Source organism: Amycolatopsis silviterrae (assembly GCF_042684085.1).
Taxonomy (GTDB): domain Bacteria; phylum Actinomycetota; class Actinomycetes; order Mycobacteriales; family Pseudonocardiaceae; genus Amycolatopsis; species Amycolatopsis silviterrae.
This window is the reverse complement of the sequence record NZ_JBHUKS010000004.1, coordinates 520,976-541,785: the sequence shown is the minus strand read 5'-3', so window position 1 is coordinate 541,785 and position 20,810 is coordinate 520,976. Positions and strand designations below refer to the sequence as shown.

24 protein-coding genes are annotated in these 20,810 nt (G+C 70.0%); 20 read left to right on the top strand and 4 right to left on the bottom strand.

Translation table 11 applies throughout. The features are described from left to right. Positions 1–751 precede the first annotated feature (751 nt). The 8 genes from ACFSVL_RS06285 to ACFSVL_RS06250 all read left to right on the top strand — a co-directional run bounded on the left by ACFSVL_RS06285 (position 752) and on the right by ACFSVL_RS06250 (position 7,979). Positions 752–1,558 (top strand): redox-sensing transcriptional repressor Rex, encoded by an 807-nt coding sequence (locus ACFSVL_RS06285; protein WP_378301997.1) that lies wholly within the window; start codon positions 752–754, stop codon positions 1,556–1,558. Continuing rightward, positions 1,559–2,872 carry a glutamyl-tRNA reductase gene (locus tag ACFSVL_RS06280; protein ID WP_378301287.1) on the top strand — a complete coding sequence of 438 codons (1,314 nt, stop codon included), beginning with the start codon at positions 1,559–1,561 and terminating at the stop codon, positions 2,870–2,872. Then, the gene (hemC, locus tag ACFSVL_RS06275) at positions 2,873–3,820 is read left to right on the top strand and encodes a hydroxymethylbilane synthase (protein ID WP_378301285.1); all 948 of its coding nucleotides are present in this window, start codon (positions 2,873–2,875) and stop codon (positions 3,818–3,820) included. It begins immediately after the preceding gene. Positions 3,821–3,902: 82 nt separating this feature from the next. Next, a complete protein-coding gene (locus tag ACFSVL_RS06270) occupies positions 3,903–5,435 on the top strand; it encodes a bifunctional uroporphyrinogen-III C-methyltransferase/uroporphyrinogen-III synthase (protein ID WP_378301283.1) in 1,533 nt (510 codons plus the stop codon). A gap of 115 nt (positions 5,436–5,550) precedes the next feature. Continuing rightward, the gene (gene hemB / locus ACFSVL_RS06265) at positions 5,551–6,522 is read left to right on the top strand and encodes a porphobilinogen synthase (RefSeq protein ID WP_378301281.1); all 972 of its coding nucleotides are present in this window, start codon (positions 5,551–5,553) and stop codon (positions 6,520–6,522) included. Between the two features lie 20 nt (positions 6,523–6,542). Continuing rightward, positions 6,543–7,115 carry a hypothetical protein gene (locus ACFSVL_RS06260; protein WP_378301279.1) on the top strand — a complete coding sequence of 191 codons (573 nt, stop codon included), beginning with the start codon at positions 6,543–6,545 and terminating at the stop codon, positions 7,113–7,115. Next, positions 7,115–7,591: a hypothetical protein gene (locus ACFSVL_RS06255; protein WP_378301277.1), complete on the top strand. Its 477-nt coding sequence runs from the start codon at positions 7,115–7,117 to the stop codon at positions 7,589–7,591. The genes ACFSVL_RS06260 and ACFSVL_RS06255 overlap by 1 nt, the downstream gene beginning before the upstream one ends. Before the next feature lie 49 nt (positions 7,592–7,640). Continuing rightward, on the top strand, positions 7,641–7,979 hold the full coding sequence (locus tag ACFSVL_RS06250) for a hypothetical protein (protein WP_378301275.1): 339 nt from the start codon (positions 7,641–7,643) through the stop codon (positions 7,977–7,979). A 155-nt stretch (positions 7,980–8,134) separates the two neighbouring features. On the opposite strand, the gene ACFSVL_RS06245 is transcribed toward ACFSVL_RS06250, so the two are convergent. Then, positions 8,135–8,293, bottom strand: coding sequence for a hypothetical protein (locus tag ACFSVL_RS06245; protein WP_378302033.1), 159 nt, complete (start codon positions 8,291–8,293; stop codon positions 8,135–8,137). Here ACFSVL_RS06245 and ACFSVL_RS06240 point away from each other — a divergent pair. The 4 genes from ACFSVL_RS06240 to ACFSVL_RS06225 are packed head-to-tail and all read left to right on the top strand — an operon-like array spanning position 8,235 to position 11,401. Next, positions 8,235–9,230: an efflux RND transporter periplasmic adaptor subunit gene (locus ACFSVL_RS06240; protein ID WP_378301996.1), complete on the top strand. Its 996-nt coding sequence runs from the start codon at positions 8,235–8,237 to the stop codon at positions 9,228–9,230. The genes ACFSVL_RS06245 and ACFSVL_RS06240 overlap by 59 nt on opposite strands. Continuing rightward, the gene (locus tag ACFSVL_RS06235; protein WP_378301273.1) at positions 9,227–9,925 is read left to right on the top strand and encodes an ABC transporter ATP-binding protein; all 699 of its coding nucleotides are present in this window, start codon (positions 9,227–9,229) and stop codon (positions 9,923–9,925) included. The genes ACFSVL_RS06240 and ACFSVL_RS06235 overlap by 4 nt, the downstream gene beginning before the upstream one ends. Next, complete coding sequence (locus ACFSVL_RS06230) at positions 9,922–11,124, top strand: ABC transporter permease (RefSeq protein WP_378301271.1); 1,203 nt, start codon at positions 9,922–9,924, stop codon at positions 11,122–11,124. Before ACFSVL_RS06235 ends, ACFSVL_RS06230 begins: the two co-directional genes overlap by 4 nt. A gap of 7 nt (positions 11,125–11,131) precedes the next feature. Further along, positions 11,132–11,401, top strand: a complete 270-nt coding sequence (locus ACFSVL_RS06225; RefSeq protein ID WP_378301269.1) for a hypothetical protein — start codon at positions 11,132–11,134, stop codon at positions 11,399–11,401. On the opposite strand, the gene ACFSVL_RS06220 is transcribed toward ACFSVL_RS06225, so the two are convergent. Next, positions 11,398–11,883: a TspO/MBR family protein gene (locus tag ACFSVL_RS06220; protein WP_378301267.1), complete on the bottom strand. Its 486-nt coding sequence runs from the start codon at positions 11,881–11,883 to the stop codon at positions 11,398–11,400. The two genes, ACFSVL_RS06225 and ACFSVL_RS06220, sit on opposite strands and share 4 nt — an antisense overlap. A gap of 130 nt (positions 11,884–12,013) precedes the next feature. Here ACFSVL_RS06220 and hemL point away from each other — a divergent pair, with 130 nt between their 5' ends. The 7 genes from hemL (at position 12,014) to ACFSVL_RS06185 (ending at position 19,415) form a co-directional block, all read left to right on the top strand. Further along, complete coding sequence (gene hemL, locus ACFSVL_RS06215) at positions 12,014–13,318, top strand: glutamate-1-semialdehyde 2,1-aminomutase (RefSeq protein WP_378301265.1); 1,305 nt, start codon at positions 12,014–12,016, stop codon at positions 13,316–13,318. After that, positions 13,315–13,941, top strand: a complete 627-nt coding sequence (locus ACFSVL_RS06210) for a histidine phosphatase family protein (protein WP_378301263.1) — start codon at positions 13,315–13,317, stop codon at positions 13,939–13,941. Before hemL ends, ACFSVL_RS06210 begins: the two co-directional genes overlap by 4 nt. After that, on the top strand, positions 13,938–14,519 hold the full coding sequence (locus ACFSVL_RS06205) for a TlpA family protein disulfide reductase (protein WP_378301261.1): 582 nt from the start codon (positions 13,938–13,940) through the stop codon (positions 14,517–14,519). The genes ACFSVL_RS06210 and ACFSVL_RS06205 overlap by 4 nt, the downstream gene beginning before the upstream one ends. A gap of 138 nt (positions 14,520–14,657) precedes the next feature. Then, a complete protein-coding gene (locus ACFSVL_RS06200) occupies positions 14,658–15,431 on the top strand; it encodes a cytochrome c biogenesis CcdA family protein (protein WP_378301259.1) in 774 nt (257 codons plus the stop codon). Next, positions 15,428–17,032, top strand: a complete 1,605-nt coding sequence (gene resB, locus ACFSVL_RS06195; RefSeq protein ID WP_378301257.1) for a cytochrome c biogenesis protein ResB — start codon at positions 15,428–15,430, stop codon at positions 17,030–17,032. The genes ACFSVL_RS06200 and resB overlap by 4 nt, the downstream gene beginning before the upstream one ends. Before the next feature lie 3 nt (positions 17,033–17,035). Next, the gene (gene ccsB, locus ACFSVL_RS06190) at positions 17,036–18,022 is read left to right on the top strand and encodes a c-type cytochrome biogenesis protein CcsB (RefSeq protein ID WP_378301255.1); all 987 of its coding nucleotides are present in this window, start codon (positions 17,036–17,038) and stop codon (positions 18,020–18,022) included. Between the two features lie 85 nt (positions 18,023–18,107). Further along, a complete protein-coding gene (locus ACFSVL_RS06185) occupies positions 18,108–19,415 on the top strand; it encodes a MinD/ParA family ATP-binding protein (RefSeq protein WP_378301253.1) in 1,308 nt (435 codons plus the stop codon). 12 nt (positions 19,416–19,427) lie between these two features. Here ACFSVL_RS06185 and ACFSVL_RS06180 read toward each other — a convergent pair whose 3' ends face one another. Continuing rightward, the gene (locus ACFSVL_RS06180; RefSeq protein WP_378301252.1) at positions 19,428–19,607 is read right to left on the bottom strand and encodes a hypothetical protein; all 180 of its coding nucleotides are present in this window, start codon (positions 19,605–19,607) and stop codon (positions 19,428–19,430) included. A 154-nt stretch (positions 19,608–19,761) separates the two neighbouring features. Further along, positions 19,762–19,974 carry a BldC family transcriptional regulator gene (locus ACFSVL_RS06175; RefSeq protein ID WP_009072010.1) on the bottom strand — a complete coding sequence of 71 codons (213 nt, stop codon included), beginning with the start codon at positions 19,972–19,974 and terminating at the stop codon, positions 19,762–19,764. A gap of 362 nt (positions 19,975–20,336) precedes the next feature. Here ACFSVL_RS06175 and ACFSVL_RS06170 point away from each other — a divergent pair, with 362 nt between their 5' ends. Beyond that, the gene (locus tag ACFSVL_RS06170; RefSeq protein ID WP_378301249.1) at positions 20,337–20,810 is read left to right on the top strand and encodes an Lrp/AsnC family transcriptional regulator; all 474 of its coding nucleotides are present in this window, start codon (positions 20,337–20,339) and stop codon (positions 20,808–20,810) included.

Below are 20,810 nucleotides of genomic sequence, written 5' to 3'. Positions count from 1 at the left end.
GACCTGGGCGTCCTTTGTGGATGGTCACCAGGCTGAGGCCGCCCGGCTTAAGTCCTTGGCATTGGGAATCAGGTTCCCTCAAGGTGCCCAGCGGCGTAGGTTCTCGGCGCTGGGCTGGACTCTCGAAGAGCCCGGGATGTGCTTCTGGTCATGCGGGTGACCAGTGACTTTGTGCATGCGTTCACAAGTGGACTACCGTAGTAACCCGTCCCCGCGAGGACCGGCATCGAACCGGACGGAAGCCGTGGGGTCAAGGGTTGGTTTTCCACTGCCGGACTGGCAGGCGGGGGCCAGCGCGGGCACGAAGCCGGATTGAGGAGAAGTCAGCGTGGTGACACAGCGGGGCGGGCGCAGCGGTGCCGAACCGCCGGCCACGCCTCCCCGCGACGAATCCGACTCCGCCGAACCCGCCCCGCGCCGGTCTGGCGGACGGCACGCCGCGGGCAGCCGCCGCCGCGGTTCGGCGAGCGAGAACGGCTTGGCGCGCAACGGGAATTCCCCGGAGGCCGGTCGCGAGAACGGTGACCAGGTCGCGGGCGGTGGTGAGCACGCCGCGGGCAACGGACGCGTCGCCGGAAACGGCCGGGCAGCGTCGGGCAACGGCCGCGCCAGCCGGGCAACCACCCGGGCCGCCGCGCAGAGCGACACCAGCCCCGAAGCCTCCGCGGAAACCGACTCCAAACCCCGCACCCGCCGTCCAGCCCGGACGGCCCGCCCCGCGCCGGACGCCGACAACGCGCCCACCGCCGAGATGCCCGCCGTCTCCGACGCGGAGGACACCGCCGTCCGCGCGAAGCAGATTCCGGAGGCCGCCGTCGCGCGGCTGGCCGTCTACCTGCGGATTCTCTCCGGGCTGGCCGAACAGGGCACCACCGCCGTCTCCAGCGAGGAACTCTCCGCCGCGGCCGGCGTGAACTCCGCCAAACTGCGCAAGGACCTCTCCTACCTCGGCTCGTACGGCACCCGCGGCGTCGGCTACGAGGTGCAGGTGCTGGTCAGCCAGATCGAGCGGATCCTCGGCCTCACCCGGCAGCACCGGGTCGCCGTGGTCGGGATCGGCAACCTCGGCCACGCGCTCGCCAACTACGGCGGCTTCCCCGGCCGCGGCTTCCCGGTCGAGGCGCTCTTCGACCTCGACGCCGACTTGATCGGGGTTCCCGTAGGGGGTCTGCCGGTCTCGCACATGGACGACATTCCTCGCGTTTGCTCCGAACGGGAGATTTCCGTGGGGATCATCGCCACACCTCCTACCGCCGCGCAGTCGGTGTGCGACAGGCTGGTAGCAGGCGGCGTCCAGTGCATCCTCAACTTCGCGCCGGTAGTGCTCCAGGTGCCGGCACACGTCGAGGTCCGCAAGGTCGACCTCGCCGTCGAGCTGCAGATTCTTTCGTTCCACGTGGCTCGGCGCGCGGACAGCGCGGCAAGCGCGGGTTCCGCCGGGGAAAACCAGGGAAATACCGGGTTACCCGGCACCGGCGGGTCCGCCGACAATGGCAGCACGGGCGGCGGGCGAAACGGCGCCGGAACGGACGGCGGTCTCGGAATGGTGGTGCGCTGAATGAGCGTGTTGGCGGTCGGGCTCTCCCATCGCAGTGCGGATCTCGGCACGCTCGAGCGTGCGGCGATCCCCGCGGACGAGCTGACCAAGGTCCTGCACGACCTGCAGCAGGCGGAGCACATCAGCGAGGTCATGCTCGTCTCGACGTGCAACCGCATCGAGGTCTACGCCGTGGTCGAGACGTTCCACGGCGGCGTCAACGACGTCTCGGACGTGCTCTCCCGCAAGGCCGGGATGGAGCCCGCCGAGCTGTACGACAGCCTGTACGTGCACTACGCGGGCGCGGCCGTCGAGCACCTGTTCTCCGTCACCTCGGGCCTGGACTCGATGGTGGTCGGCGAGACGCAGATCCTCGGCCAGGTCCGGTCCGCGTACGCCACCGCGCGCGACGCCGGCACGGTCGGCCGCACGCTGCACGAGCTGATCCAGACCACGCTGCGCGTCGGCAAGCGCGTGCACTCCGAGACCGGGCTCGACCAGCTCGGCGCGTCCGTCGTGTCCGAGGCGCTGGCCGCGGCCGGTGATATCGCGGGCAAGCACGCGCTGATCGTCGGGGCGGGTTCGATGGGCGCGCTCACCGCGGCGCAGCTGCGCAAGGCCGGGATCGCCGAGATCACCGTCGCCAACCGGACCGAAGCCAACGCCGTCCGGCTGGCCGAGAAGGTCGTCGCGGAGGGCATCCCGGCGCGGTCGGTGCCGCTGTCCGAGCTGGCCGGCGCGGTCGAACTCGCCGACCTCGTGGTGGCGTGCACTGGGGCGCAGGACGCGGTCTTCCTCGCCGGGCACGTGCCCGCGCGGGCCGGGCGTCCGCTGGTCGTGTGCGACCTCGGGCTGCCCAAGGACGTCGACCCGGCGGTCGCCGAACTCGCCGACGTCACGGTGGTCGACCTGGAGACGATCCAGCGCCGCATGCGCGACGCGGGAGCCCCGACCACCGAACGGCAGACCGCCAAAGCCAACGGCATCGTGCTCGACGAGGTGCGCGAGTACCTCGCCGGACAGCGCAGTGCCGAGGTCACGCCCACGGTCACCGCGCTGCGCAGGCGCGCGGCCGAGGTGGTGGACGCGGAGCTGCTCCGCCTGGACAACCGGCTGCCGGAACTCGACAGCCAGGTTCGCGAAGAGGTCGGCCGCACGGTTCGCCGGGTGGTCGACAAGCTGCTGCACGCGCCGACGGTGCGGGTCAAGCAGCTGGCCGCCGAGACGGCCGACACCGACTACGCCAACGCGTTGCGGGAACTGTTCTGCCTCGACCCGCAGGCTCCTGCGGCCGTGGCGAGCCCGACAGCGCCGGAATCCGAGAAGAAGCGGTAAGTGACCAGAGTCATTCGCATCGGCACGCGAGGCAGCAAGCTCGCCCTCGCGCAGACCGGCATCGTCGCCGACACCATCCGCGCCACCGGGGCGGAGGTGGAGATCGTCACCGTCACCACGCCCGGCGACCTCTCCAGCGCCCCGATCGCGCAGATCGGCGTCGGCGTGTTCACCTCGGCGCTGCGGGAAGCGTTGCTGCGCAACGAGATCGACGTCGCCGTGCACTCGTACAAGGACCTGCCCACCGCGCCCGAGGACGGCCTCGTGCTGGCCGCGGTGCCGCCGCGCGAGGACCCGCGCGACGCGCTGATCGCCCGCGACGGCCTCACCCTCGGCGAGCTTCCGCCGGGCGCGAAGGTCGGCACCGGGGCCGCGCGGCGCATGGCTCAGCTGCGCGCGCTGGGTCTCGGTTTGGAAATCGTGCCGATCCGAGGCAATATCGATACCCGCATGCGCAAGGTGGCCGACGGCGAGCTGGATGCCGTGGTGCTCGCGCGTGCCGGACTGGCCAGGGTCGGCCGGGTGGACGAGATCACCGAAACCCTCGACCCGATCCAGATGCTGCCCGCCCCCGCGCAGGGGGCGCTGGCGCTGGAGTGCCGGGCCGCCGACGTGGACATCGAGCACCTGCTCGCGTCCGCGGTGGACGACGAGAGCACGCGGGTCGCGGTGACGGCCGAACGGGCTCTGCTCGCCGCGCTCGAAGCCGGGTGCAGCGCGCCGGTGGGCGCGCTCGCCGAGATCGTCGAGGACCTCGACGACGAGGGCGCGGCGGTGGAACGCATCTCGCTGCGCGGCACCGCTGCCGTCGAAGGCGAGAACGGCGGCGTCGACATGGTTCGGGCCTCCGCGATCGCCGGCATCGGCGAGGCGGAGAAGCTCGGCCGCGAACTGGCCGCCGAACTGCTTGACCTGGGAGCCGGCGCGCTGCTCGGCCCCGCGCTGTGACGCCAGCCGTCACGCACCCGCACGACCTGCCCGACACCAGCGGCCGGAGCACCGGCCGCCCAAGAGGAGAAGAACACCAACGATGACCCCTGCTCGCAAGACCGCCGGGCGCGTCGCCTTCGTGGGCTCGGGCCCCGGGGACGCCGGGCTGCTCACCGTCCGCGCCCAGGAACTCCTGGCCAAGGCTGAGGTCGTGGTGACCGACCCGGACGTGCCGGCCAGCGTGCTCGCGTCCGCGGCCGCCGGAGCCGAGGTCCGTCCCGCCGTCGGCGAACCGTCCGACGTCGCCAAGGACCTGACCGCCGAGGCCAAGGCAGGCCGGCTCGCGCTGCGGCTGGTCTCCGGCGACCCGCTGACCAGCCCGGCCGTCGTGGCCGAGGTCCAGGCCGTCGCCCGCACCTCGGCCGTGTTCGACGTCATCCCCGGGGTCGCGCCGGGCACCGCGGTGCCGGCGTACGCGGGGGTCGCGCTCGGCGGCACCTACACCGAGGCGGACGTCCGCGGCGAGGTCGACTGGGGCGCGCTGGCCGCGGTCCCCGGCCCGATCGTGCTGCACGCGACCTCGGCGCACCTCGCCGAAGCGGCCAGCCAGCTCACCGAGAAGGGGCTGCCCGCGACCACCCCGGTCGCGGTCACCGCGAACGGCACCATCAACACCCAGCGCACGCTGGACACCACCCTCGCCTCGGTCGCGAACGACGCGGGCGAGCTGGTCGGCCCGCTGGTCGTGACGGTCGGGCAGGCAGCGGGGCAGCGGTCGAAGCTGTCCTGGTGGGAGTCGCGGGCGCTGTACGGCTGGAAGGTACTGGTGCCGCGCACCAAGGAGCAGGCGGGCGAGATGGCCGACCGGCTGCGCGGGCACGGCGCGACCTCGCACGAGGTGCCGACCATTTCGGTCGAGCCGCCGCGCAGCCCGGCGCAGATGGAGCGGTCGGTCAAGGGCCTGGTCGACGGCCGGTACCAGTGGATCGTCTTCACCTCCACCAACGCGGTGCGCGCGGTGTGGGAGAAGTTCGAGGAGTTCGGCCTTGACGCGCGGGCGTTCTCCGGCGTGAAGATCGCCTGTGTCGGCGAATCGACTGCGGCGAAGGTGCGTTCGTTCGGCATCATCCCGGAGCTGGTCCCGACGGGCGAGCAGTCGTCCGAGGGCCTGCTGGCCGAGTTCCCGCCGTACGACGACGTGCTGGACCCGGTGAACCGCGTCCTGCTGCCGCGCGCGGACATCGCCACGGAGATCCTGTCGGCGGGCCTCGTCGAACGCGGCTGGGAAGTGGACGACGTCACGGCTTACCGGACCGTGCGGGCCGCGCCGCCGCCAGCCGAGACCCGCGAGATGATCAAGACCGGCGGGTTCGACGCGGTCTGCTTCACCTCGTCGTCGACCGTGCGGAACCTGGTGGGTATCGCCGGGAAGCCGCACACGCGCACGTTGGTCGCGTGCATCGGGCCGAAGACGGCCGAGACCGCGGTGGAGTTCGGGCTGCGGGTGGATGTTCAGCCGGAGAAGGCTGATGTGCCGCATCTGGTGGACGCGCTGGCTGAGCATGCCGCGCGGCTTCGTGCGGAGGGGGCGTTGCCTCCGCCGCGCAAGGCGAAGCGCACCCGGCGCAGCTGACCCGACGAGGGCCCCTTGAGTCTCAGGGGGCCCTCGCTGCTTTTCGGGGTCGTGAGTGGCGATGCCGGTTCTAACCGGCGTGAACACTCACGAGCCGCCGGAGTACCTTGGATGTGTGTTCCCTGAGCAGCGACCCCGCAGGCTTCGTACTACTCCGGCTATGCGCAGGATGGTCTCTGAGACCACGTTGCGGCCACGGCAGTTGATCCTGCCGATGTTCGTGGGCGAGGGCCTCGACGCACCGCGCCCGATCGCCAGCATGCCGGGCGTCGTCCAGCACACTCGCGACACGCTTCGCAAGGCCGCCGTCGAGGCGGTGCATGCCGGCGTTGGCGGGATCATGCTCTTCGGCGTTCCGGAGAAGCGGGACGCGCAGGGGTCCGGTGCGGTGGACGAGAACGGCATTCTCAACGTCGCGTTGCGGGATCTGCGCAGCGAACTCGGCGATTCCACCGTGCTGATGGCCGACACCTGCCTGGACGAGTTCACCGACCACGGGCACTGCGGCGTTCTCGACGCGGACGGCGTGGTCGACAACGACGCCACGCTCCGGCTCTACGCCGAGATGGGCGTCGCGCAGGCGGAAGCCGGGGCGCACGTGCTCGGGCCCAGCGGGATGATGGACGGCCAGGTCGGCGTGATCCGCCGGGCGCTCGACGAGGTCGGGCACAGCGAGACCGCGATTCTCGCCTACTCGGTCAAGTACGCCAGCGCGTTCTACGGCCCGTTCCGCGAGGCCGTCGATTCGCAGCTCAAGGGCGACCGCAAGACCTACCAGCAGGACCTCGGCAACGCGCGCGAGGCGTTGCGGGAGCTGGAACTCGATCTTGCCGAGGGCGCGGACATGGTCATGGTCAAGCCCGCGCTGTCCTATTTGGACATCATCAAGGCGGCCGCCGAGTTCTCGCCGGTTCCCGTTGCGGCATATAACATTTCCGGCGAGTACGCGATGGTCGAGGCGGCCGCGGCGAACGGCTGGATCGAGCGCGAGCGCACCGTGCTCGAGGTGCTCACCTCGATCCGCCGCGCGGGGGCCGACCTCATCCTCACCTACTGGGCGGCCGAGGCCGCGGCCTGGCTGGACTGAGTCCGGGTAGGGTCTTTCGGGTGGCCGAGAAGGACGAGAACACCCCGAAGCCAGCCAGCGTGACCTCGGACGACCTCTCCGGGCTCACCGACGACGAGCGCCGCAAGCGCGGGCGCGCGCCGGATCCGGTGCTGCCGGGGGAGAGCGCGCCGAAGGCCAAGCCGCCGACGCCGGTGCACGTCGCGTTCGTGCTCGCCATCGTGGCGGCGGTCGTCGTCGTGGCCGGGCAGGTCGTCACCGTGCTGCTCAAGCAGCAGTTGGTCGACCGGGCGATCGAGCAGGTGCAGAAGTCCGGCCAGAAGGTCGACGTCGCGCAGGTGCAGTCCAACGCCAACACCCTCGTGTGGGCCATGCTGATCGGCGCGCTGTGCTTCGGTGCCCTGCTCGTGCTGTTCGCCTGGAAAGCCCGCGAGGGCACGCGTTCGGCGCGCAGCATCGCGACGCTGCTGGCGGTGCTCGGCATCGTGTTCGAACTCGGCGTGATCCGCAGTATTTTCGCGCTCGCCTCGTCGCTGGCGCTGGTCGTCATGCTGATCCTGCTGTACCTGCCGAAGGTCGCGGACTACTTCCCGAAGGTCGGCAAGAAGCTGTAATGGCGGCGAGGACGCTGTACTCCGAGCCCGGCGTCGGCTGGTCCGCGCTGGTCTGGGGCCCGCTGTTCGCGCTGCTGGGCGCGCTCGCGGAGCTGGCCACCGGCGGCCCGACGCACGTCGTCGGCTGGGTGCTGATCGGGGCCGCGCTGTGCGGGCTCACGCTGCCGTGGGTTTACGCGCGACGCCGGTTCCTTTCGCTTGAGGTCACCACTGAGGGGCTGCGGCAGGGGCGGGAGAAGCTGGCCGCCGAGCGGGTCGCCTCGGTGACCGACGTCGGGGCGCCGGTCGGGGCCCGCGTGCTGGGCGGCGGCTGGTCGGTGCCGCGGAAGTACGACGAGTTGCCGGTGGAGCTGGACGACGGCACGGTGGTGCTCGCCTGGGCCCGCGACGTCGAGGCGTTGCAGGCCGCGCTCGCGGAACTGGCCGGGAAGGACCGCCCGGAGGCCGAGGAGCACGCCGATGACTCCCGGAACTGAACCCGCACGAGGGAAGCGCGACGACGGCGAACCTGAAAGGCTGGACCCCGTGATCGACCTACCCCAGCCGACCGGAGCCGGGCTTTGGCCGCCGGAGGAAACGCAGCCGCAGACGAAGCTCAACCAGCCGTGGCGCGGGTTCGTCGCGCTCGGCGAAGTGGTGGTGGCCGGATTCGTGCTGTGGGCGGCGTTCGCGCTGTGGCACGCCGGGGTCGTCACGGTCGTCACCACCGCGGGCGACGGCACGCCGTTGGCGTCGCAGCGGTACTTCGGCGGGCATATCGCGGGGGCGCTTGGGCTGGGGACGTTGTCCGCGGTATTGGTGGTGGACGCGGTCCGGCAATTGTTGCTGGCGGTGCGGGCGCGGCACAAAAAGCCGAAAGACTGATTCCCGGCTGATTACACAGCTGTCCCACAGGGAACCAACAGCTGACTGCTAAGCGGGCCCCGCAGTCTTGCGGCCATGACGCGGCCGCGCACACGCGCTTGGGTAGTCAACGGAGTCCTCGTCGTGCTGCTCGGCGGCGCGGCTTTCGGGATTTATCAGGCATTTTCGCCAGCCAGTTCGACGGCGCAGGCGCAAACCCGCACGACGCCGGTCCGGCGCGCGAACGTCGCCCAGACCGTCTCCGCGGCGGGCACGATCGCGAGCACGTACTCCGGCGTCGCGAACTTCACGACGGCCGGCAAGGTCACGAGCATCGACGTGAAGGTCGGCGACGTCGTGAGTGCCGGGCAGAAGCTCGCCACGATCGACTCTTCCCAGGCGAGCAAACAACTTCAGGTCGCCAAGGCCAATCTCGCGGTCGCCGAAGACAACCTCGCCACGGCGGACGCGCAGAGCAATACTACGGCGCTTCAGGCCAAAGTGGATCAAGCGCAGCTGGACGTCGACAACGCGGAAGCGGCGCTCGCCGCGACGACGTTGACCGCGCCGGGGGCGGGGACTGTCACGGCGGTTAACGGGACTGTCGGGCAGCAAACGGGCAGTGGGTCCAGCAACAGTTCGGCGGCGTCTGGTTCTAATGGGCAATCCGGGCAGCAGTCGTCGGCCAGTACTAGCAGTAGCAGCACGGGCTTTATCGACATCACGGACATGGGAAATCTCGTCGTCAGCACTTCGGTGGCGGAAATTGACGTGAGCAAAGTGAAAACCGGTCAGAAAGCCACCGTCACGCTGAATGCGACGCCGGATCAACCGTTGCCGGCGACCGTTTCCAGCATCGACCTGACGCCGACTACGAGCAGCAATGTCGTCAGTTACGGCGCGAAGCTGACGTTGGCGAATCCGCCGTCGGGGTTGCGGCCCGGACAGTCGGCGAGCGTCGTGATCACCGTCGCGGAAGCCGATGGTGTGCTTAGCGTTCCGGCGGCCGCGGTGCGGACCAGCGGGACGACGAACGTGGTGACGGTGGAGCAGAACGGGCAGCCGGTGCCGCGAAAGGTCGAGGTCGGGGTGCGCGGAGAGTCCACTGTGGAGATCAAGTCCGGGCTCGCGGAGGGTGACCGGGTGGTGCTGACGGCTGCGTCGCCGACGACATCGAGCGGGTCTGGACAGCAGCGAACCGGCGGCACTGGCGGTCTCGGCGGATTCGGTGGCGGACGTCAGGGTGGCATCGGCGGCGGGGGCCGGGGATGAAGCCGGTGATCGCGGTCTCCGGGCTGCGCAAGACTTACGGCAGCGGGGAAACCGCGGTGCACGCGCTGCGCGGGGTCGATCTGCGGGTGTGGCCGGGCGAGTACGTGGCGATCATGGGCGCTTCCGGCTCCGGAAAGTCGACGCTGCTGAACATGCTGGGCTGCCTCGACACGCCTACCTCCGGCCGATACCTGCTGGACGGCTTCTCCGTCGCCGATCTCAATGAACGCCAGCTTGCCTTGCTGCGCAACCGAAAGATCGGCTTTATCTTCCAGTCCTTCAATCTCGTGCCGCGCACCAATGCGTTGTCCAATGTGGAATTACCGATGGTCTACAGCGGACTGAAGCGGGGTGACCGGCGACGCCGTGCGCTCGCCGCGCTGGAGATGGTGGGGCTGAGCGATCGGGCCAAGCATCTGCCGAACGAACTGTCCGGCGGGCAGCAGCAGCGCGTCGCGGTGGCGCGGGCGCTGGTGGCCGGTCCGGCGTTGCTGCTGGCCGACGAACCGACCGGAAACCTCGACCACGCAAGCACTGTTGACGTCCTCGGCGTCTTCGATCGGCTCAACGCGCTCGGCCGCACGGTTGTCGTGATCACGCACGAGGACGAGGTCGCGCGCCACGCACACCGCGTCGTGCGGGTCAGCGACGGGCGGATCGTGTCGGACGAGGCGCGCGCCGGGGTGGTCGCGTGAACTTTGTCGAGATCATGCGGTTCGCGGTGCGCGGTCTCGCCTCGAACAAGCTGCGCTCGGTGCTCACCACGCTCGGCATCACCATCGGGGTCGCGTCGGTGATCTTGTTGGTGGCAGTGGGAAACGGCGCTTCTGCGGCGATCACCGCGAGCATCCAGGGGCTCGGCACCGACGTGGTCACCGTGTCGCCGGTCCGCGGCGGTGGGCAGTCGAGCCAGGTCCGGCCGCTCACCGTGCAGGACGCGCACGCGCTGGTCGACCCGGTCGGCGCACCGGACGTGAAGGCGGCGGCACCGGTCGTGAGCACCACCGCGACCGCGACGTACGGCCAGACTTCCTACGACGTGTCCAGCGTCGTCGGCACCGAACCCAGCTACTTCACCACCACGAACCGCCAGCTCGCCGACGGTCAGCTGTTCAGCGCCGAGGACGTGACACAGGCGCGCAAGGTCGTGGTGCTCGGGCCCACGACGGCGCAGTCGATCTTCGGCACCGCCGAGCCGGTCGGCAAGAACGTGCTGGTGAACAGCATCCAGTTCACCGTGATCGGCGTGCTGCAAACGAAGGGCAGCACCGGGTCGCAGAACGCTGACGACGTCGCGATCGCCCCGATCAGCGCGGTGCAGAACTCGCTCGCCGGCTACGGCGGCCTGAACCAGATCGCGGTGCAGGCGACCAACGCCGACACGATCGGACTGGCACAGGCCGAGGTCACCGCGATCCTCGACGCCCGGCACGGCGCCCAGGCCTCGGCCAGCCCGGACTTCCAGATCCAGAACTCCGCGCAGCTGCTGCAGACCCGCACGTCGGCGATCGACACGTTCACCGTGCTGCTCGGCGCGGTCGCCGCGATCTCGCTGCTGGTCGGCGGGATCGGCGTCACCAACATCATGCTCGTCACGGTCACCGAGCGGATCCGCGAGATCGGCATCCGCAAGGCGATCGGCGCGCCGCGTTCGGCGATCCTCGGCCAGTTTCTCGCCGAGGCGACCATGCTGAGCCTCTTCGGCGGACTGCTCGGCGTGCTGATCGGCGTGGTCGGCAGCCGGTTCAGCATCGCGGGCATCCAGCCGGTGGTGGTGCCGTCGTCGATCGCGCTCGCGTTCGCGGTTTCCGCCCTGATCGGGCTTTTCTTCGGCAGTTTCCCGGCGAACCGGGCTTCGCGGCTGCGGCCGATCGACGCCCTCCGGCACGAGTAGGAGCGTCATGTCCGCGTCGACCACCCAGCCCGTTCCTCCAGAAGAGCCCGCGCGCTCCCCGGAAGACCTCATCGCCGAGCCCGCCGTCGACGGGGATCTGACCGCTGAGCTGAAGCAGGTCGCGCGACCGTTCAGCAAGCTGACGCTCGTGCTCGCCGGGCTGCTCCTGCTGGCGCTGGCGTTCGCCGGTGGTGCGTGGACCCATGCGGCGTTCGGCGGGGCGCATGTGTCCACTTCGGACAGAGCGCCGGTCGCCGCAACCCGGCCGGGCCGCTAGGGAACGTCGTTGAGCGCGATGATCGCGACGTTCAGCGCGGTCGTGTAGAGCAGCCACGCCAGATACGGCAGGAGCAGCAGGGCGGCGATGCGGGAACGGCGGTAGAAGAGCGCGATCGTGACGATCACGGTGAAATCGAGCAGCACGATGTCCACGCACGCGACCTGCGTGGAGCCGCCGGCGAAGAACAGCGAGATCCACATCAGGTTGAACAGCAGGCCGATGCCGTACGCGGCGAAGCCCTGGTTCTCGCCGTCGGTGCGCCAATAAGTCCAGCCGGCGAAGGCGAGCACGACGTACAGGACCGTCCACACCGGACTGAACAGGGACGAGGGCGGGGCCCACTCCGGCAGCACGTACCGGTTGTAGGCGTCCGGCGCGGTCGTCGCGGCCAGCGCGCCCACCAGTGCGATGACGCCGACCAGCCCGAAGAACACCGCGAGCATCAGCCACGGGTTCCGACGGTGTGTGGGCGCCGTCACGTCTCCTCCATGGCTCGCCCCGTCCATGCGCGCCCATCCTAAGAGGGGCAAGGCCGGTGTGCCGGGTGGCAAACGGGTGGCAGCTTGGGCGCCGCCGACACCCGAACGGAGGATTTGCAAGACTGGGACGGTGAGCACTGGCACCGAGCAGTCCAAAGCATGGTTCGCACGCGCCAAGGCAGCCGTTCCGGGCGGGGTGAACTCGCCGGTGCGCGCCTTCAACTCGGTCGGCGGCACGCCTCGGTTCATGGTCCGCGGCGAGGGCCCGCACCTGTGGGACGCCGACGGCAACCGCTACGTCGACCTCGTCTCGTCGTGGGGCCCGATGATCCTCGGGCACGCGCACCCCAAGGTGGTGGCCGCCGCCCGCGCGGCCGCGGAGCACGGGCTTTCCTTCGGCACGCCGACCATCGGCGAGGTCGAACTGGCCGAGGAGATCATCGGCCGGGTCGCCCCGGTCGAGCAGGTCCGGCTGGTCAACTCCGGCACCGAAGCCACGATGAGCGCCATCCGGCTGGCCCGCGGTTTCACCGGCCGCGCCAAGATCATCAAGTTCGCCGGCTGTTATCACGGCCACGTCGACGCGCTGCTCGCCGAAGCCGGCTCCGGCGTCGCGACGCTCGGCCTGCCGACTTCGCCGGGCGTCACCGGCGCGCAGGCCGCGGACACCATTGTGTTGCCGTACAACGATCTTGACGCGCTCCGGAAGTCCTTCGCGGAGAACGACGGCCAGATCGCCGCGGTGATCACCGAAGCAGCCGCGGGCAACATGGGCGCGGTGCCGCCGGACCCCGGCTTCAACGCCGCACTGCGTGACCTCGCGCACGAGAACGGCGCGCTGCTGATCATGGACGAGGTGATGACCGGCTTCCGCGTCTCGCGCGCTGGCTGGTTCGGCCTCGAAGGCGTGGCCGGCGACCTCTACACGTTCGGCAAGGTGATGTCCGGCGGGCTGCCCGCGGCGGCGTTCGGCGGTCGCGCGGACATCATGGCGAAGCTCGCGCCCGGCGGTCCCGTCTATCAGGCGGGCACGTTGTCCGGGAACCCGGTCGCGGTCGCCGCCGGTCTCACCGCGCTGCGTGAAGCCGACGACGCTGTGTACGCGAAGCTCGACGCCAACGCCCAGCGCCTCGGCGGGCTTTTCGACAAGGCGCTCAGCGAAGCGGGTGTCACGCACACTGTGCAGTTCGCGGGCAACCTGGTGAGCGTCTTCTTCACCGACAAGCCCGTACGCAACTACGTGGATGCGCAGGCCGCCGAGACGTGGCGTTTCCCGGCGTTCTTCCACGCGCTGCTCGAAGCGGGCGTGTACCCGCCGCCGAGCGCGTACGAGGCGTGGTTCGTGAACGCCGCGATGGACGACGAAGCGTTCGGCGTCATCGAAGCCGCGTTGCCGGCTGCGGCGCGCGCGGCGGCTGAGGCGGTTCGCCCGTGACCACGGTTGTGCACATGCTGCGGCACGGCGAGGTCCACAACCCGGAGAAGATCCTCTACGGGCGGCTGCCGAACTTCCGGCTGTCGGAGCGTGGACAGCGTCAGGCGCTCACTGTCGCCGAAGCAGTGGCTGGGCACGACCTCGCGTACGTCGTCGCTTCGCCGCTTCAGCGCGCACAGGAGACTGCCGCGCCGATCGCGGGCGCACACCGTCTCGACATCGCCACCGACGGCGGTCTCATCGAAGCGGCGAACGTCTTCGAGGGCCAGCGCGTGGCTGTGGGCGACGGAGCGCTGCGGCAGCCGAAAGCGTGGCCGCACTTGGTGAATCCGTTCAAGCCGTCGTGGGGCGAGCCGTACGTCGAGATCGCACACCGCATGCTCGGCGCGGTGCACCGTGCGCGCGTAAAGGCCGAAGGGCGCGAAGCGCTGTGCGTGTCGCACCAGCTGCCGATCTGGACGCTTCGCCGCTTCTTGGAGGCGAAGCGGCTGTGGCACGACCCGCGACAGCGACAGTGCTCGCTCGCGTCGCTCACCAGCCTGGTGTTCGACGGCGAAGAGCTGCTGGAGATCGTCTACAGCGAACCCGCGGGCACCACCGATCCCAAGGTGACGGGCGCATGAAACGGCGGCTGCTCGGGGTACTGCTGGCCGCCGCGCTGGTCGTGACCGGCTGCTCGGCAGGCAAGGACGCGGTCGTCTCGGGCGGCACCTTCACCTTCGTGTCGCCCGGCGGCAAGGTCGACATCACGTATCCGGTGAACGAGCGGCAACAGGCCCCGACACTGGCCGGCGACGACCTGATGCACGAGGGCAAACAGCTCTCGATCGCGGACTTCCCCGGCAAGGCGCTGGTGATCAACCTGTGGGGCCAGTGGTGCGGCCCGTGCCGCGCCGAGGCGCCCGAGCTGGAGACGGCGAGCAAGCAGATGGCCCCGCTCGGCGCCCAGGTGATCGGCCTCGACGTGCGCGACCCGGCGCGCGACGTGGCTCAGGACTTCGTGCGCGACCGCGGCCTCACGTACCCGTCGATCTGGGACCCGTCCGGGCGTGTGCTGCTGCAGCTGGCCGGATACCCGCGCAACATCATCCCGTCGACGCTGGTTCTGGACAAACAGCACCGGGTGGCGGCGGTGTTCCTGCGGCAGGTGCTGGCGTCGGACCTGGTTCCGGTGGTGCAGCGGCTCAGCGCGGAGAAGTGACCTCGTGAGTGGCAATCGCGGTTAGAACCGTGATTGCCACTCACGAGGCAGGACCAAGGTCCCGGCCCGGCTGTGGCGTAGGTCCTGTGCGCAGGCCCCGCCCGCCTCACGTCCAGCTCACTGCCTACTCTCAAGTCCGTGAACTCCGTGTCCGAGCTGGCGCTCTCCGGGCCGCTGCTGCTGGCCGCGGGGGTAGCGCTGGTGGCCGGGGCCATCTCGTTCGCGTCGCCGTGCGTGGTGCCGCTCGTGCCCGGGTACCTCGCCTACCTCGCGGCTCTCGTCGGCGCAGACGCCCCGGCGGTGCGCGACGGCGAGGAGCGCAAGAAGGGCCGCTACGCCGTCCTCGGCGCGGCGGGCCTGTTCGTGCTCGGGTTCACCGTGGTGTTCGTCGCGACCATGGGCACGCTGGTCTGGCTCGCGAACACCTTGCTGGTCAACGAGGACTTGCTGCAGCGCATCGGCGGCATCCTCACCATCCTGATGAGCCTGGTCTTCCTCGGCTGGATCCCGGGACTGCAGCGCGAGGTCCGTTCGCACCACGTGCCCGGCGGCGGGCTGTGGGGCGCGCCGGTGCTCGGCGCGGTGTTCGGGCTCGGCTGGACGCCGTGCATCGGGCCGACGCTCTCGGCCGTCACCAGCCTCGCCAGCGCCACCGGCGGGGCCGCGGTCCGCGGGTACGTGCTGGTGCTCGTGTACTGCCTCGGCCTCGGCGTCCCGTTCCTGCTGATCGCGCTCGGCGCCCGCTGGGCCGTGCGCGCCACCGACTGGCTCCGCCGCAACGGCCGCCGCGTGCAGATTTTCGGCGGGGCGCTGCTGATGGTGGTCGGCATCCTGCTGGTCACCGGGCTGTGGGGAGACGTCATGGGCTGGCTCCGCAACTCCGTCGCCTCCGATCTCGAGCTGCCATTGTGACCACTACCGAAGCGCCTCCGAAGAACCCGAAGCCGTACCGGCCGTCCGCGGCCAAGCAGGTGCTGGCCTTCCTGCGCAACACCTGGCGCGGCCTGACGTCCATGCGCACCGCGCTGGTGCTGCTGTTCCTGCTGGCGCTCGCCGCGCTGCCCGGCGCGCTGCTGCCGCAGCGTCGGCTGAACGCGCCGAAGGTCGACGAGTACATCAGCGCGCACGGCTGGTGGGGTTCGCTGCTCGACAAGCTGGAGTTCTACGACGTCTACTCCAGCGTCTGGTTCTCCGCGATCTACATCCTGCTGATGATCTCGCTGATCGGCTGCCTCACGCCGCGCAGCTTCGAGTACGTCAAGCAGATGCGGGCGAAGCCGGTGCTGACGCCGCGCAAGCTCGCGCGCATGCCGCACCACCGGATCGCCCGCACCGCGCGCACGCCGGAGACGGTCCGCGAGGACGTGCGCAAGCAGCTGTCCGGCTGGCGGCGCATCGAGCGCGAGGAGGACGGCGGCGGGTTCAGCGTGTCGGCCGAACGCGGGTACCTGCGCGAGACCGGCAACCTGCTCTTCCATTTCGGCATGCTCGGCCTGATCGTTTTCTTCGCCCTCGGCAAGCTGTTCAGCTACGAGGGCCAGGTCATCGTGCAGGCCAACGGCGGCCAGTTCTGCAATTCGGGGATCTACAACTACGACTCGTTCGAGGCGGGCCTGCGCGTCGACGGCACCGACCTCGACCCGTTCTGCGTGAAGGTCAACGACTTCACCGCCCGCTACACCGCGACCAACCAGGCCGACTACTACCACTCGCACATCGAGTACCAGTCCGGCGAGGACCTGCAGACCGGCACGTGGAAGCCGTACGACCTCGAGGTCAACGAGCCGCTGCGGACCGTCGGCGACCGGGTTTACCTGCTGGGCAACGGCTATTCGCCGCAGTTCACGGTGACCTTCCCGAACGGGGAGAAGCGCACCCAGAACACCCAGTGGATGTACAGCAACCCGGCGACGATGCTGTCCGAGGGCGCGACGAAGTTCGACCAGCCCGGCGTCACCGACGAGGTCCAGCGGCGCACCAAGCAGCTCGCGATCACCGGCCTGTTCGCGCCGTCGTCGTTCATCCACGGCGGCGTGCTCACCTCGACCGCGCCGCAGCTGAACAACCCGATGGTGGCGGTCGACGTGCTGCGCGGCGACCTCGGTCTCGACGCGGGCCGCGGCCAGTCGGTGTTCTCGGTCGACCAGTCCCGCATCCAAGACGGACGGCTCAAGCGGGTCGCGCGCAAGAACCTCGCGATCGGCCAGGAAGTGACGCTCGACGACGGCACCAAGGTGCGCTTCGACGGCGTCAACAAATGGGTCAACCTGCAGATCTCGCACGATCCGACGCAGGGCTTCGTGCTCGGCTTCGCGATCGTGATGTTCGCCGGGCTCGGGGCATCGCTGCTGGTCAAGCGGCGGCGCGTGTGGGTGCGGGTGCGGCCGGGCAAGGACGAGGACACGAGTACCGTGATCGAGGTCGCGGGGCTCGCGCGCACGGATCAAGCCGGATACGGCGAGGAATTCCAGCGGATCAGCGAACAGCTGGTCACGGGCCGGAAGGGCAGCTGAGGCATGGAAATCAACGAGACTCTCTCGCAGTACAGCGACCTGCTGTACACGACGACAGTGGCGATTTACGTGCTGGCGCTGCTGTTCACGCTCTTCGAGCAGGCGTTCGGGGCCAAGGGCCGCCTCGCCGCCGAGCGCAGCCGCCAGCGCGTGCTGGTCGGCGCGGGCGGGCCGGAGTCCTCCTCGATCGAGGACGGCGACGCGCCGGTCGAGCCGGAGGCCCCGCGTGCGGTCGGCCGCGCGGAGCGGATCGGCCGGATGGGCGCGGCGCTGCTCGTGCTCGGCGCGCTGCTGCAGCTGTCGGCGATCGTGCTGCGCGGATTCGCGGTGCACCGCGCGCCGTGGGGCAACATGTACGAGTACGGCATGGCGGTCACCTTCATCACCGTCGTCGCCTGGCTCGTGGTGATCAAGAAGTTCCCGGTCCGCCACCTCACCGGCTTCCTGCTGCTGCCCGTCGTGATCCTGATGTTCGTCAACGGCACGATGCTGTACACGGTGGCCGCGCCGGTCGTGCCCGCGCTGCAGTCGTACTGGCTCGTGATCCACGTGTCCGCCGCGATCATCGGCTCCGGCGTGTTCCTGGTGCCCGGCGTGGCGAGCGTGCTGTACCTCTTCCGCACCGCGCACGACCGCGACCCGGCCAAGTTCGCCCGCTTCGGCCCGAAGCTGCCCGCCGCCGACGTGCTCGACCGGATCGCCTACCGGGCCACCATCGTCGCGTTCCCGATCTTCACCTTTGGCGTGCTGTGCGGCGCGGTGTGGGCCGAGGCCGCGTGGGGCCGGTTCTGGGGCTGGGACCCGAAGGAGACCGTCGCCTTCATCGCGTGGGTCATCTACGCGGCGTATCTGCACTCCCGCGCCACCGCGGGCTGGCGCGGCAAGCGCGCGGCGGTGATCAACATCGTCGGGTTCGCGGCGACGATCTTCAACCTGTTCTTCGTCAACCTGGTGACCGTCGGACTGCATTCCTACGCCGGAGTGAGCTGAGCCGGGGGTCCGCCACCCGGACCGGGCCCCGGGCGACTACCGTCGTCGCCAGGGGCCCTTCGACGTACCCGGGAGGTTGGCAACGGTGACCGGACCCAGTGAAGAGACTGCCGGGGAACAGCAGTCCGAGCAGGCCCAGGAACCGGCTGCCATGTTCTCCGAGGAACGCACCGATTCGACGCCGCACCCCGGCACCGGACCGTACGACGCGCAGCCGACGCAGGTCGTCGACCCGCCGCCGCAGGGCGCGTACCAGCCGCTGCCGCAGCCGGGCGGATACCAGCCGCACTACGACCAGAACCTGCCGCCGCTGCAGCCGCCAGGGCACCAGCCGCAGCACGCCGCGCCGGGCGGGTACCAGCAGCCGGCGGCTCCGGCTGGCACGCCGGTTCCGGCTCCTGGTGCCGTTCCCGCCCCCGGTGCCGCTCCGGCCCCCGCGGCGCAGGGGCTTCCGCAGCCCGCAGCCGGGGCGGACGAACTGGCCACCGCGCACCTGGTGAAGCAGCAGAAGCGGACGCCGCAGTCGGGCTGGCGCAAGGTGCTCTATCGCGGCACCGGCAAGCTGGTCAACCCGGGCGAGAGCCCCGCGGACACGCGCCGGCGCGAGCTGATCGCGCGGGTCAACCAGCCGCTGCGCGGGTGCTACAAGATCGCGATGCTGAGCCTCAAGGGCGGCGTCGGCAAGACCACGACCACGACCACGCTCGGTGCGACCTTCGCGTCCCTGCGCGGCGACCGCGTGGTGGCGGTGGACGCGAACCCGGACCGCGGGACGCTGTCGCAGAAGATCGCCATCGAGACCACCGCGACCGTGCGCCATCTGCTGCGGGACGCGGACAAGATCACCCGCTACAGCGACGTCCGGTCGTACACGTCGCAGGGCTCCAGCCGGCTGGAAATCCTTGCGAGCGAACAGGATCCGGCGGTGTCGGAGGCGTTCTCCGAGAACGACTACCGGCGCACGGTGAACCTGCTGGAGCACTTCTACAACATCGTGCTCACCGACTGCGGGACCGGTCTGATGCACTCGGCGATGAAGGGCGTCCTCGACGTCGCGGATTCGCTGGTGGTGGTGTCGTCCGGGTCGGTCGACGGGGCGCGCAGTGCGTCGGCGACGTTGGACTGGCTGGAGGCGCACGGGTACGGCGACCTGGTGAAACGCTCGGTCGTGGTGATCAACTCGGTGCGGCCCAAGGGCAGTTCGGTCGATCTGGACAAGCTGGCCGCGCACTTCGGCGCGAAGGTCCGGTCGGTGTGCCGGATCCCGTTCGACGCGCATCTGGAGGAGGGCGCGGAGATCGAGCTGGAGCGGCTTGGCGGGGATACCCGGCTGGCGCTGCTGGAGCTGGCGGCGACCGTGGCGGACGGGTTCAGCGGACAGCAGTACCGCTGAGCCGCGGCCGGGTCAGGACTCGTCGTCTGGGCGCTTGCGCTGCTGTTCTGAGAGCTTGCGCAGGAATTCGGGATCGTCATCGGGAGCGACGGCCGGGCGGCGCTGCGGGACGCTGATCCGCTGCGCGCCTAGCGCCCGCCACAACAGAACGGCGATGGTGATCGCGCCCACCGCTGCGAGCAAAGGAATCATGCCCGGGGGTCCTTCCGTCGTGCTGGCCCCCCAGGTTAGCCGCAATCCGGCCGGATCGGGGGGAGCGGGCCGCCCCCGGACGCGGCGAAGGGTCGTGACCGGCAAGGAGAAGCCCCTTGCCAGTCACGACCCTTCGGCGTGTGAAACCCGCGGTTCAGATCTTGCGGGTCGGCTCGCTCGCGTCCGTGGTGAGTTCGGCCAGCAGGTCGTTCACCTCGGACTCGCGGAACCTGCGGTGTCCGCCGGGGGTCCGGATCGAACCGATCCGGCCCGCGGTGGCCCAGCGGGTCACGGTCTTCGGGTCCACCCGGAACAGAGCGGCCACCTCACCCGGGGTGAGCAACCGTCCGCCCATGGTTGCGGTCATTTTCCGCCTCCTTAACGCCCAACTTGCTATACCGGGGGCATCGGGCGATTTCGCCCGTCGCGCCCGGGTGGCCAACGCCGCAATCGTGGCACTTCACCCGTCGGGTACTCGAACGGTTGTCCTTGGGTAAAGAGCCCTTAAAGTGCAAAAGGGACATAACTCAGCAGATTCTCAGGATCGCTCAGGGCCCGTTCGCGCCTCGCTGACCAGGCATTTTCTCACCGGATGCGCCGCGATCTGGGTAAAGGACAGGCAAAGGCCACGTTTCGGCGGCGTCCGGCGGCGAGGTTGCTGTGACGCACGAGACAATCCGGGACCTACCGGGATGAGCCGGTCGCGGGCGCGCGCCGCATAATGAGCCAGTGGATCAGCTGGACCGGAAGATCATCGCCGAGCTGCGGGCCAACGGCCGCGCTACCTACGCCGACCTCGGCCGGACGGTGGGGCTCTCCGCGTCGTCGGTGCACGAACGCGTCGGCAAGCTCGAAGCGGCCGGGGTGATCACCGGGTACCACGCGATGGTCGACCCGAACACGGTCGGCCTCGGCGTCACCGCGCTGGTCGGCATTCATCCCACCGACACCGCCACCGACGAGGACGTCGCGACCGCGCTCGGCGAATTGCCCGAGGTGGAGAGCTGTTACGCGGTCGCCGGCGACGAGGCCTTCGTAGTAAAGGTGCGGGTTTCGACGGTGGACGAGCTGGAGATCAGCCTCGGCCGGTTGCGCCGCATCCCCGGCGTCGGCCGCACCAATACGACGGTGGTGCTCTCCACCCGGTTCGAGGGCCGCCCCAACAACGCGGGCCTGGACGAAGACCCGGCGACCGGGGCGTAG

Excerpts from the sequence above, each read along its gene's own strand:
- ACFSVL_RS06285 (WP_378301997.1), top strand. The coding sequence starts at position 752 with ATGCCCGCCGTCTCCGACGCGGAGGACACCGCCGTCCGCGCGAAGCAG.
- ACFSVL_RS06280 (WP_378301287.1), top strand. The coding sequence starts at position 1,559 with ATGAGCGTGTTGGCGGTCGGGCTCTCCCATCGCAGTGCGGATCTCGGC.
- ACFSVL_RS06270 (WP_378301283.1), top strand. The coding sequence starts at position 3,903 with ATGACCCCTGCTCGCAAGACCGCCGGGCGCGTCGCCTTCGTGGGCTCG.
- ACFSVL_RS06255 (WP_378301277.1), top strand. The coding sequence starts at position 7,115 with ATGGCGGCGAGGACGCTGTACTCCGAGCCCGGCGTCGGCTGGTCCGCG.
- ACFSVL_RS06245 (WP_378302033.1), bottom strand. The coding sequence starts at position 8,293 with ATGCTCGTGACCTTGCCGGCCGTCGTGAAGTTCGCGACGCCGGAGTAC.
- ACFSVL_RS06235 (WP_378301273.1), top strand. The coding sequence starts at position 9,227 with ATGAAGCCGGTGATCGCGGTCTCCGGGCTGCGCAAGACTTACGGCAGC.
- ACFSVL_RS06225 (WP_378301269.1), top strand. The coding sequence starts at position 11,132 with ATGTCCGCGTCGACCACCCAGCCCGTTCCTCCAGAAGAGCCCGCGCGC.
- ACFSVL_RS06205 (WP_378301261.1), top strand. The coding sequence starts at position 13,938 with ATGAAACGGCGGCTGCTCGGGGTACTGCTGGCCGCCGCGCTGGTCGTG.
- ccsB (WP_378301255.1), top strand. The coding sequence starts at position 17,036 with ATGGAAATCAACGAGACTCTCTCGCAGTACAGCGACCTGCTGTACACG.
- ACFSVL_RS06180 (WP_378301252.1), bottom strand. The coding sequence starts at position 19,607 with ATGATTCCTTTGCTCGCAGCGGTGGGCGCGATCACCATCGCCGTTCTG.
- ACFSVL_RS06175 (WP_009072010.1), bottom strand. The coding sequence starts at position 19,974 with ATGACCGCAACCATGGGCGGACGGTTGCTCACCCCGGGTGAGGTGGCC.